This window comes from Streptomyces ruber, assembly GCF_014648075.1.
Classification (GTDB): domain Bacteria; phylum Actinomycetota; class Actinomycetes; order Streptomycetales; family Streptomycetaceae; genus Streptomyces; species Streptomyces ruber.
In genome coordinates, this window is sequence record NZ_BMQK01000003.1 from 730,777 (window position 1) to 742,339 (window position 11,563).

Annotated in this window: 9 protein-coding genes; 5 read left to right on the forward strand and 4 right to left on the reverse strand. The window is 74.6% G+C overall.

Annotated elements, in window-relative coordinates; all coding sequences use genetic code 11:
* The first annotated feature begins 168 nt into the window (after window positions 1-168).
* From IEZ04_RS11335 to IEZ04_RS11350, 4 genes are all read left to right on the forward strand, one after another.
* Window positions 169-780, forward strand: a complete 612-nt coding sequence (locus IEZ04_RS11335; protein WP_229820981.1) for an NADPH-dependent FMN reductase — start codon at window positions 169-171, stop codon at window positions 778-780.
* 26 nt (window positions 781-806) lie between these two features.
* A complete protein-coding gene (locus tag IEZ04_RS11340) occupies window positions 807-1,562 on the forward strand; it encodes a thioesterase II family protein (RefSeq protein ID WP_189216601.1) in 756 nt (251 codons plus the stop codon).
* Between the two features lie 430 nt (window positions 1,563-1,992).
* Window positions 1,993-4,452, forward strand: a complete 2,460-nt coding sequence (locus IEZ04_RS11345) for an ATP-binding protein (RefSeq protein WP_189216602.1) — start codon at window positions 1,993-1,995, stop codon at window positions 4,450-4,452.
* A gap of 45 nt (window positions 4,453-4,497) precedes the next feature.
* The gene (locus IEZ04_RS11350) at window positions 4,498-5,094 is read left to right on the forward strand and encodes a hypothetical protein (protein ID WP_189216603.1); all 597 of its coding nucleotides are present in this window, start codon (window positions 4,498-4,500) and stop codon (window positions 5,092-5,094) included.
* 325 nt (window positions 5,095-5,419) lie between these two features.
* Here the strand turns inward: IEZ04_RS11350 and IEZ04_RS11355 are convergent, their stop codons facing one another.
* Entirely contained in the window at window positions 5,420-7,642 is a 2,223-nt protein-coding gene (locus tag IEZ04_RS11355; RefSeq protein ID WP_229820959.1) for an ATP-binding protein, read from the reverse strand.
* Window positions 7,643-7,857: 215 nt separating this feature from the next.
* On the reverse strand, window positions 7,858-9,474 hold the full coding sequence (locus tag IEZ04_RS11360) for an aspartate aminotransferase family protein (RefSeq protein ID WP_189216605.1): 1,617 nt from the start codon (window positions 9,472-9,474) through the stop codon (window positions 7,858-7,860).
* Between the two features lie 196 nt (window positions 9,475-9,670).
* Here IEZ04_RS11360 and IEZ04_RS11365 point away from each other — a divergent pair, with 196 nt between their 5' ends.
* Window positions 9,671-10,219 (forward strand): flavin reductase family protein, encoded by a 549-nt coding sequence (locus IEZ04_RS11365; RefSeq protein WP_189216606.1) that lies wholly within the window; start codon window positions 9,671-9,673, stop codon window positions 10,217-10,219.
* 334 nt (window positions 10,220-10,553) lie between these two features.
* Here the strand turns inward: IEZ04_RS11365 and IEZ04_RS11370 are convergent, their stop codons facing one another.
* Together IEZ04_RS11370 and IEZ04_RS11375 are read right to left on the reverse strand one after the other, a co-directional pair.
* Window positions 10,554-10,979 (reverse strand): YybH family protein, encoded by a 426-nt coding sequence (locus IEZ04_RS11370; protein ID WP_189216607.1) that lies wholly within the window; start codon window positions 10,977-10,979, stop codon window positions 10,554-10,556.
* A gap of 74 nt (window positions 10,980-11,053) precedes the next feature.
* Window positions 11,054-11,485, reverse strand: a complete 432-nt coding sequence (locus tag IEZ04_RS11375) for a YybH family protein (RefSeq protein WP_308429793.1) — start codon at window positions 11,483-11,485, stop codon at window positions 11,054-11,056.
* Window positions 11,486-11,563: the final 78 nt, after the last annotated feature.

The following is an 11,563-nucleotide window of genomic DNA, read 5'->3' on the forward strand; positions in this document are numbered from 1 at the left end:
TGGTACTTATAGCGAGCGCCCGTCCGCCGACCGGTCCGAAGCGGCCCGAAGCGCGTCCGAAGGGAATCCGAAGGACCATGCCGCACGATGATCTGCGGCGAGTGCGAACATCGCGGAGGGGGCGGGGACTTGGCAGCCGACACGGACAGGGACACGGACACGGACCGGATGCGGTTGGTGATCATCGTCGGCAGTGTGCGGCAGGGCCGCTTCGGCCTCGTCGCGGCCGAATGGCTGGCCTCCCAGGCCCGGTTGCGCGACGACTTCGACATCGATGTCATCGATCTCGACGCCGTCTGGCTGCCGGACGTGATGTTCGCCGACCCGGCGGCCTCCAAACCACAGGCGGTCCAGGACCTGGCACCGTGGCTGGCCGCGGCCGACGCGTTCGTGGTGGTCACCCCCGAGTACAAGCAGAGCTTCCCCGCCTCCCTGAAGAGCGCCGTCGACTGGTACGACGAGGAGTGGCACGCCAAACCGGTCGCCTTCCTCTCCTACGGCGGCGCCTCCAGCGGCCTGTGCGCGGTCGCCCAGCTCCGGCCGATCTTCGCCGAGGCGCATGCCGTGACCGTCCGCGAGACCGTCAGCTTCCACGTCCACCACGACCAGGAGCACCTCGACCCGCACGGCCGCCTCGACCCGGCCGGCTGTCCCCTCTGCACCGGCCACGAGGCCGCCCGCGCCATGCTCGACCGGCTCGGCTGGTGGGCCCGCGCACTGCGCCGGGCCCGCGAGGCCGAACCCTACGAACGCGCCACGAACCTCTGCTTGGGAGAGTGACCGTGCACAACGCAGGAACGAGCGTCATGGACAGCCGGTGGTTCCGGCGCTACCACCGGCCCGCCGACGGCGGCACGGACCGGACCCGGCTGATCTGCTTCCCGCACGCGGGCGGCGCCGCCGCCGGCTACGCCGGCCTGGCCCGCCGGCTGGCACCCCACTTCGACGTGTACGCCGTGCAGTACCCCGGCCGGCACGACCGCCGGCACGAGACGCCGGAGAGCCGCCTGACCACGCTCGCCGGACGTGTCGCCCAGCGGCTGCTGGAGAGCGCCCCCGGACCGTACGCCTTCTTCGGCCACAGCATGGGGGCGCTCGTCGCCTACGAGACCGCCCGCGTGCTCCAGAGGCACGGCGCGCCCGCCCCGCTCCGGATCATCCTCTCCGGCCGCGGCGCGCCCACGCCGGCACCCGACCCGAACGACCGGCCCGACGACGACGCGGCGATCCTGGCCGCCGTCCGGCGCCTCGGCGGCACCGACGCCGCGGTGCTGGACGACCCGGAACTCCTCGAGCTGGCCCTGCCCGTGCTGCGCGCCGACTACGCCGCGCTGGCCGGCTACCGCTGGAGCGCCGAGCCGGTGCTGAACACGCCGCTGAGCGTGTTCACCGGGGCCGACGACCCGCTGGTGCCGCAGGAGGCGGCGCGGAGCTGGGCCGACCGCACCGAGCAGGCCGTCGACACGCTGCTGTTCCCCGGCGGCCACTTCTACCTCGCCGAACAGCTCGACAAGGTGGCCGAGGCGATCGTGGACCGCGTGCCGTCCCGCCCGCGCACCTAGCGGCCCGGTGGGGTAAGGACACGAACGGCGAAGAACGAAGAGACGAGAAGACGAGAAGCCGGGAAGAGGAGCGGCCCGCGGTGTTCGCGGGCCGCTCCCGGCCGGACGGACCCGCCGCGGGGCCGGGGCAGAGCTGCGCCCGGCCCCGCGGAGGAGCCCGGGAACCGGCGGAGAACGAGAAGGAACTGCGCGTTCACAACGGGGTGAAGCGCACTCGGGGGCCGCGGGTACCGCCGGCGCCGTCCGGTCGACCACCGGACGCGCCCGGGCCGGCCGGGATCCGGTACGGCCGGTCGCACCCGCGTCCCCCGAGGAGGACGGGACAGCCATCGACACCCCGATGCTGGTCGCCGCAGACGGGGCCGCGCGCCACATCGCGGCCCGCCCGCACGCCGGGGTCGGGTCACACTTCGCCCACGAGGAGTCAAGCGTGCAGTTCAGGATCCTGGGTCCGTTAGAAGTGTCGTTACTGGACGAGGTGGTCCCACTGGGGGGCTTCAAACAGCGCGCGGCGCTGGGACTGCTGTTGCTGCGGGCCAACCGCGTGGTGGCCACCAGCGAGATGCTGACCGCGCTCTGGCCGGAGGAGGAACTCCCGGCGACCGCCCGGAAGATCGTGCAGAACGCCGTCTGGGGCCTGCGGGCCCTCCTCGGCGCCACGCCGGGTGACGGGGACGCCCCGCGCGGCCACCGCCCCGAACTGCTCACCCAGGCACCGGGGTACGTACTGCGTGTCGACCCCGACCGCCTCGACGTCAACCGTTTCGAGCGGCAGGTCGCCGAGGGCCGGGCCCGGCTCTTCGCCGGCGACGCCGAGGAGGCGGCACGGCTGCTGCGCGAGGCGCTCGCGGAGTGGCGCGGACCGGCCCTGGCGGACCTCGCCGAACACGGCGTGGCCTGGCCGGAGCTGACCGCGCTCGGGCAGCTGCGGCTGGACGTCATGGAGGACCGCTTCGAGGCCGAGCTGCTGTGCGGCCGCCACCAGGCCGTGCTGGGCGAACTGGTCTCCCTGGTCGCCGAGCAGCCGCTGCGCGAGCGGCTGTGCAGACAGCTCATGCTCGCCCTCTACCGCTGCGGCCGGCAGGCCGAGGCCCTCAGCGTGTTCACCCGGGTGCGCCGGGCACTGGTCGAGGAGTACGGCCTGGAGCCCTCGCGGGACCTGCAGTTGCTCCAGCAGAGCATCCTCACCCACGACCCGGCGCTCGCCGCTCCCGCCGACACCGGCGGGGAACGGCTCGTCCTCGCGGACGTCCGCCCCCTGCACGGCGGCCCGCAGCCCCAGGACACCGCGGCGGAACGGCGGCAGCCGCACCGGGTGGAGATGCCCCGGCAGACGGACGGGCCCCGCGCCGCCGTGCCGCAGCCGGCCACCGCGCCCGGCGCGGAACGGGACGGCGACCGGGGCGGGGACCGCACCGGGCCGCACCGCGTCCACGAGGCGGACCCCGCTCCGGCGGCCCCGCCCGCGCACGGCCCGGCCGTGCCGGAGTGGCCGGCTGCGGGCGCGGCGGGCGGCCGGACTCCGGGCGGGCCGGTGGCCGAGCGCCGGCACGTCAGCGTCGTGCTGGTCCGCACCGGTTTCACCGGCGAGGCCGGCGCGCTCGGCGACGACCGCATCGCCTCGGCGCTGCACGACGCGGTCAGCGCGTTCGCGGAGGGGGTCGAGAAGTTCGGCGGCACGGTCGTCGGCTCGCTCGGCTACGTCTCGGTCGCCCTGTTCGGGCTGCGCGACGACCCGTCCACGGCGTCGCTGGACGCGGTGGCCGCGGCGTTCGCCGTGCGCGACCGTCTGCTCGAGACCCCGGGCCCAACCTTCCACGCGGTCGTCATCGCGGGGCCGGCGCTGGTGCACCACGACCCCCACGACCCGACCGTCCCGGTCACCGTCGCCGGCCGGCTGCTCGACGACGCCCAGACCCTGCTGAGCGCCGTCCCGCCCGGGGAGGTGTACGTCAGCGGCGACGCGGCCCGGGTCTCCGAGGCGAGGAACCGTCACCGTCCCGCCCCCCACTCGGGACGGTCACCGCACGGCCCGGAGCCCGACCGGCACGTTCCCCGCCAGCCCGCCTGGGCGGACGTCCGGGACGTCCGCCCAGGGGCGCCGAAGGAACCGGCCGACCGCGAGCACGAACTGTCCATCGTCGCGGGCCTGCTGGACCACAGCCGCCGCACCTCGGCACCGCACCTCATGACGATCCTCGGGGAGGAGGGCGCCGGCAAGTCCTCGTTCCTGGAGGAGTTCGAGCGCCGGGTCACCCAGCGCTCGCCGGAGGTACGGGTGATCCGCGCCGGCGCGACGGCGAGCGCCGGGAACGCGAGCCGTCTGGGCCGCGACATCCTCGCCGCCTGCTGCGGACTGCCGCCCGGGGCCGGCGCGGACGGCCGGTTCGCCGAGGCCGTGCGCCGCCTGGCCGGTCCGGGACCGGCCGAGCGGCTGCTGTACGACCTCCTGCCACTGATGGGACCGGCCGCCCGGGGCACGAGTCACGAGGAGGCCGACGCCAGCTGGATCGAGGTGGTGTCGCTCGCCGCCCGGGAGCGGCCCGTCGTCCTCTGCTTCGACGACATCCACCGCTCCGAGGACGCGCTCCTGGACTGTGTCGAACGCCTGGTCGCCACCGCGCGCCCCGCCCCCCTGTTCGTGATCGCCTCCGCCCGGCCGGAGCTGCTCGAGCGCCGGCCCTTCTGGGGCAGCGGACAGCGCCACGCCGGCACCCTCACCCTGGAGCGCCCGCGGACCCGGCGGGAGGACTTCCTCACGCGTTTCGCGGAGCGTCCGCACCTGCCGGGGAACTTCACCCCACCGGCATACTTCCCGCGTCAGGGGACGCGATGGGCCCGTCGCTTCGCCGAGCATGAACCGTTCGTGGCCCGGCATGCGGAGCGGTGACCGCCCGATGAGTCCTTCGGGTCCGGCACTTGCTTCCCTGAACTCATGGATACCGACGTCCCCACGCCGTCCCCCGCCCACCGGTCCGAACGCCCCGCGGAACTGACCCTCGCCGCGCTCGTGGGCCGGGAGTTCGTCGAAGTGCTCGACGCGGGGCTGCGCCGGGCGCGCGCCGCCGGCCGGCGCCCTGCCCAGCCCCCGTCCCCGCCGCCGGCCGAGCCCCGGGCCGCCGTCCCGCGCCGGCAGCGGGAGCCGGAGCCCGGGCCCGGTCCGGCCGCGGCCCTGCTCAGCCGGCACGCCCCGGCGATCCTCCGGTCCTTCGAGAGCGCGCTGCCCGCGCCGGGGCGCGCCGGGCAGACCCCGCGCCGCGCACCACGGCTGGCGCTGCTCGTGTGGGCCCAGACCGTGCTCCGCCGGGCCATGGACCTCGCGCCCGCCGCCGTCCCGGCGCCGCCGCCCACCCCGGAGCAGCAGGTGTTCGCCGCGGCCCTGCTGCTGGAGTGCGCGGCCGTGACGCTGCCGGCGGGGCATCCCGCCGGCCCGGAGGCGCTCGGCGCCCTGGCCCGCGCCATCCGCGCGCCACGCACCGGCGCCGCACCGGAGCGTACCGCCGCGGTGTCCGCTCCCGTCCGGCGTCCGTGAGCGCGGACGCCGGACGGGAACAGGAGACAGGGACACTGGACGGGAACGGGAAACACCCCGCCGGACCGGGCGCCCCGCGCGTGCCGGACCGCTCCCCGCGGCCCCGGCCGCACGGGGCGACACGGCCGGGGCCCGCAGTCCCGTCGTTCGCCGAAGGGCGGGCCGGGCGGCGTCGGACGTGTGCTCCGGAGCCCCTCCGACCGGAGGCCGCCGGGGGAAGTGCCGGGGACCCGGATCGCCGTACTGGCCGTACTCGGGTCCGGGCCCGGTGCGGCGAGGGCGCGGGCACGGCGTCGCCCGGCAGGCGGGACCCCCGCGACGGGCCCTAGGCCACTTCCGCGCCGCCGTCCTGGATCAGCAGGGGCGCCAGGAGCCGGTCCAGCGCGCCGAGGCCGGTCGGAGGGAGGCTGACGGTCACGGCGTGCCGGCGGCCGCCCGCCCAGTCGGGGCGGCGCTCCACCAGGAGCGGGCGGGTACCGACGACGTTCAGCAGCGGGACTCCGTCCCGGTGTTCCGTGAGCTGTTCGACCGTGTCCAGCAGGAGGTCGTCGGCGTGGTGCAGGCCGTCCCAGACGAGCACCAGCGGCTGCGCGCACGCCACCCGCACGACGAAGTCGCGCCAGGCCAGCAGGGTCCGGCGGACGTGGGCGGCGTCGGTCGCCCCGGAACCGGGCGTGACCAGCGGGCGCAGCAGGGAGAGCAGCGGCCGGGCGTGGTCCGCGTGGCCGGTGAGCCGCAGCAGCGCGGCCTCGGCCCCGCGCAGCGCCGTGTCGGGAGTGTCCCGGGCGGTCGTCCCGCAGTACGCGGCGAACATCTCCGCGGGCGCGGCCAGCGGACCACCGTGACCCGGCGGGGGCACCGTGGCGGACAGGACCCGTACGCCGTCCTCCTCGGCCGCGAGGGCGTCCCGGAACCCGGTGAGCAGCCGGGCCGTGCCCGCACCGGACGGGCCGAGCACGGTGACCAGGTGCGGGGCGCCGAGGTCCCGGGCGCGCCGCAACAGGCCGCGCATCAGGTCCAGTTCACCGCCGTGGCCGCCCGGCGGGGCGATGACGCCGTCGTCCGCCGTCGTCCCCACCCGCCAGTGGGAGGGGGACGCGGGGACCGGCTGGTACGTCACCCACGGCTCGGTCAGCCGCCGGGTGCGGTCGCACACCCGGATCTCGTGGGCCGCGGTCGGCTCCAGCGCGTCCTGGCACCTCTCGACCAGCTCACCGCCCATCAGCGGCCGGACGGTGCCCGCCACCGTCAGCTCGGTGACCACCGCCTCCCCCGTGGTCACCGCCGCGTGCACGCCGAGCCCGGGGACCAAGGGGGCGGGGCCGGCGGACGGGGCGCGGGCCGCAGCCGGAGCGGTGAGGCGGTCCCGGACCGCGACGGCGGCGCGCACCGCGGGACCGGCGCCGTGCCCGCGCCGCGCCGAGTCGGCGAAGAAGCCCAGCTGGACGGAGCCGACGGACGTCGCCCGGCCGCCGGAGTCCTCGATCGTCTCGCGGACGAGCCGGGAGAGCGCGTCGAGCACCTGGTCGACGTCCTGCGGCGGCAGACGGTCGAACTCCGCGCCGAGACGGAAGCGGAACATCAGCACGCTGCCCGGCTGACGGAGGGCCGGCGGCTCCGCGGGCGTGTCGCCGGGGCGACGGGGCGCGTCCTCGGGTGGCGCCGCCGCGGGGGTCCCGGTGGCCGGGCCGGGGCCGGCGGACGGCGCGGGAACCGGTACGTCGTCGGAGGCGCCGGGGGGGTGCTCCGGAGGCGACGCCGGCTCGGCGGGCGGGGACGACGGCAGGTCCAGGGAAGGGTCGTGGGTGAGGACCGACTGCTGGAGCGTGCGCATCCGGTGTCCGGGCTCCAGACCGAGCCCTTCGAACAGGGCCGTCCGCAGCCGGTTGTAGACGTCGAGCGCCTCGGCCTGTCTGCCGCAGCGGTAGAGCGCGGTCATCAGCTGCCGCGACGCCCGCTCGCGCAGCGGCTCCGCCTCGACGAACGCCTCCAGCTCCCGCAGGACGGCGTGGTGCCCGCCGCAGGCCAGCTCCGCCTCGAACCGGTCCTCCATGACGTCGAGCCGTCTGTCCTGCAAGGCGGTGAGCTGGGGCCACGCCGTCCCGTCCTCCACCAGGTCGGCGAGTGCGAGGCCCCGCCACAGGGACAGGGCGTCGCGCAGGGCGCGGCTCGCCGTGAGCGGGTCACCGGCCGCCAGCGCCGCGCGCCCGGCGGCGACCTGCTGCTGGAAGACGAGAAGGTCGACCTGTTCCGGGCGGACGCGGAGCAGATAGCCGGGCGCCCGGGTCAGCAGCTCCGGGGCGCCGGTGTCCGCGCCGTCCTCGGAGGCCGCCGCGTCGGCGAGGGTGCGGCGGAGCCGCCAGACCGCGTTCTGCAGGATCTTCCGCGCGGTCACGGGGGCGTCGTCCACGGGCCACAGGGCGCCGAGCAGATGGCTGGTCGGTACGACCCGGTTGGCGTGCAGCAGCAGGAAGGCCAGGGCCGCCCGCTGCCGGGTACCGCCGAGTTCCAACGGCCCCGAGCCGGTGTGGACTTCCAGTGGACCCAAGAGCCGAAAGTGCATGGATCTCCCCGCCTCGCGCTGCCGCACGCTACCAAAAGCTTGATCGTGCGTGCCAAGGGGCGGCCGCACCACCGGTGACCGCGCCGACGGTGACCGGGCCGCCGGTGACCGGGCCGACGGGGAGACCCGCCCCGGCGGGTGGGGGGAGGACCGCCGGGGCGGGAGCGAGGGAGGACGTACGTGCGGGACGGGGCGTCGGCTCAGCGCGCCGGGCCGTTCGCCAGGCGCTCACCCGCCTCGTCGCGCATGATGGCGCAGACGTCCCGCAGCCCGCCCTCGAGCTGGGCGATCTCGGCGTCGGTCAGCAGCAGGGACGGTTCGAAGCGCAGGGTGTTGAGCGCGCTCGCGGTCGGGAACGTACGGACGTTGTGCCGGTGCAGCAGATGCCCGGCGAGCACATAGCCGAACAGGCCGCCGGCCGCCGCGTCCCGCAGGGCAGGTGAGGCGGACCCGGACTGGTCGTGGAACTCCATGCCGAGCATCAGGCCCCGGCCCCGCACCTCCTTGACCACCCCGGGGAAGTCCTCGGCCACCGACGTCAGCATGCGGCGCAGCGCCTCGCCCCGCTCGGCGGCCCGGCGGTAGGCCGCGCCGCCGTCCGCCTCCAGCAGCTCCAGCACCTTGAGCGCTATGTGGCAGGAGAAGCTGTCCTTCGCGAAGGTCGAGCTGTGGACGATCTCGAACTCCTTGCGGTACCGCGCCTCACGGACCAGCATCACCGACGTCTTGGCGATGCCGCCGCCCAGCGTCTTCGCCAGCGTGTAGTAGTCGCCGCGCAGCCCGACCTGCGAACTCGACAGCAGGGCACCGGTGCGTCCCATGCCGCTCTGGATCTCGTCGACCACCACCGGGCAGTCGACCGACTCGCAGAACCGCTGGATCTCCGCGGCGAACTCCGGCGACAGGACGTGGATGCCGCCCTCGCCCTGGATCGGCTCCACCAGGAAGGCGCAGAACGCGGGGAACTCGCGCTCGGTCACCTCGACCCGGCCGTCGACGACACGCACGTCCCGGACCGTCCGGCGCTCCTCGGCGTAGATCTCCTTGAGCGCGTCGGGCCGCTCGCGGGGCACGAACCGGGCCTGCGCCGCCAGCGCCTTGAACGGGGCGCGGTACCCCTCGTTGTGCGTGAGCTGCACGCTCGCCGCCAGCTTCCCGTGGAAGCCGCCCTCCAGGCTGAGGAACAGCGGCGGCCGGGCGAACTGTTCGGCGTTGTGGCGCTCCAGCTCCGCGGCGAGCGCCTCGAAGTCACCGCCGGCGGCCGCCGCGTCGAGCCCGGCACGGCCGAGGGCCTGGGCCGTGACCGTCGCCGTCCCGGCCGCCACCGCCGCGCGGGCGCTCGCCGTGTGCTCCGCGAGCTCCTCGCGCAGTGCCGCCAGCCGCATGCCCCGGTCCATCTCGGCGTGCTTGATCGCGGCCTCCACGGCCTCCGCGCCGGTGTTGGCGAAGATCGCGAAGTACGGTTCACCGGTGCCCAGTTCACGGTGCACGATCCGGTTGAGCTCGGCCGCGAGCCGGTTGGCGTAGGGATGGCGGGAGAACTGCGCGTGCACCGGGGTCCCCGACGCCAGCAGCTCCGTCGCGCGCTCGACGATCTCCGGGCGGTTGTGGCCGAGCAGGACGGAACCGTAACCGCCGGCGAAGTCCACCACCGGGATCTCGGTGCCGTCCTCGTCCAGCCGGAACAGCGTGTTGTCCTGGGCCCGGACGTACTCGACGGCCAGTCCCGCGGTGCCCAGCACCGCACGCAGGTGCGGTTCGGCGAGCTCCGGCTCGGTGACCTCGGGCCCGGCTGCTGCGGTGTCTGTGTGAGTCATGGTCACAGGGTGCGCCCGCGGGGTAAAGCCGCGGTCACCGCACAGTCACCCCGGCGGCCGTGCCACGGGCGGGGGAGCACGGTTACCCGACGGTGGGGGAAGGGCGTCCGGGCGCCGGTACGTTGAGGAATCCGCCGGCCCGTCCGTACCACTGTCACGGGCCGCGTGTGCCCCGACGAATCCCGGAGAAGGTGGCATGAATCCCGCGTCCGCTGAACTCGAATCTTCAGCTTCCCCCTCCGAGCCGCGCTGGGTGGGGCCCGGCCGGCTGAGAGAGGTGATGTCCCGTTTCGCGACCGGCGTCACGGTCATCACCGTGGGCCGCGAGCACCTGCACGCCATGACGGCCAATGCCTTCAGCTCGGTCTCGCTCGACCCGCCCTCGGTGCTGTGCAGCGTGGGCCACGGCGCGGTGATGCACCAGGCGCTGACCGACGCGGGCCGGTTCGCCGTGAACATCCTCGGCGCCGAGCAGGAGCCCCTCGCCCGGCACTTCGCCGACAAGAACCGCACCCTCGGCGCCGCGCAGTTCGACGGGCTGGAGTGGTGGCCCGGCGCGCACACGGGCGCGCCTCTGCTGGCGGGTTCGCTGGCCTGGGTGGAGTGCGAACTGACCGCCGCGCACTCGTTCGGCGACCACACCATCTTCATCGGGACGGTGCTGGAGGCCGGCCGCGGCAGTGACGGCCACGAACTGCTCTTCCTCAACGGCACATTCGGCCGCCCGGAGCCCTCCACGCGCTGACCGTCCCGGCCCCCGGAACCGGCCCTCCGATCCCCGTGCCGCCCCGACAGCGCCGTCGGGGCGGCACGGTGACCGGGGGGCCGGAACGCGTGCCAGGGGGCCGCACGCCGGGCTGTTGCCGCCGCGCGAAATGTGCGGCGGACACCGCCGCATTCCGGTGGGGCGGCTGTGCCGAGATGAATTCATGTGCCGGGCGCCACGGAAAGGCGCAAGCAATCAGCCTGTACCGGAGAAGAAAAAGAAAAGCCCCGAACGGAAGAACCCCCCGGAGTGATCCGGGGGGTTCTTCTGCGGTGCGGTGCGGTCGGTGCGCGAAAGTGCGCGATACGGCGTCTTACTCGGCCACCAGACCCTTGGCGGCCACCGGACGGTCGATGGCCATCAGCCAGCGGCCGTCCTTCTGGCGCCGCAGGACGTCCGTGCACACGCCCTGGAGCAGGGTCGGCGAGCCGTCGGGGGCGGTGCCCTGGATGCTGTAGTCCACGCCCATGAGCGCCACGTCGCCGGCGACGTAGGAGAACGTGATCTTGGCCTTCAGGGTCGGCTTCGAGGACAGGAACTCCTTGAAGAAGGCCAGGCGCGCCGCACCGGAGAGGGGCTCCCCGGAGAAGTTCGAGATGGAGTCGTCGAGGTACAGACGGTTGAACAGCTCGCCGTCACCGGAGTTGAAGACCTGCAGGAAGATCTCGTTCGCGACCTCGGCGTCGCTGGTCAGGTCGGGGTTCTCGGGGTCGAAGTCGACGGTGTAGTCGAAGGCCATGGGTACCGGCCCGCCTCTCTGTCTCGTTGGGTGGTGGCTGGTTGGGCTCTGCTGCGTCGTGGGCCGGGCTCGGCTCAGTCCTCCTGGCCGTACGGTTCGTCGACGGCGTAGCGCCAGACGTTGTCCTCGCAGAGGCGCAGCACGTCGACGCCGATGCCCTGCATCCGCTCGGGCGCGCCCGTCTCGTCGACGGTGTCGATGACCCAGTCGACGATCAGGAGCGCGGTGTCGCCGGTGACGAAGGACTGCCGCAGCTCGGTGCTGATCCGCGGCCCGCGGGACAGGAACTCCCGCGTGTAGTCCCTGCGGGCCTGGCCCGTCAGCGGCTTGCCCGGCTCCCAGACCGCGATGGCCTCCGGGGTGTAGAAGTCCTCGAGCGCCTCGGCGTCCCCGGAGTTGAAGGTCTCCACATAAAGCTCGGTGCGCTTTTCCAGGTCATCGGTGATCTGCGACATGGGAGATCCGGCCTGCCCTTCTGTGAGTGAGGTGGCGTGGCTGAGTTCCACGGTCGAGACGGTATTCCATCGTGCGCAACATCACGGGAATCGCCGGGTCATACGGTGCCCTGCCGCCGTCCGGCCGTC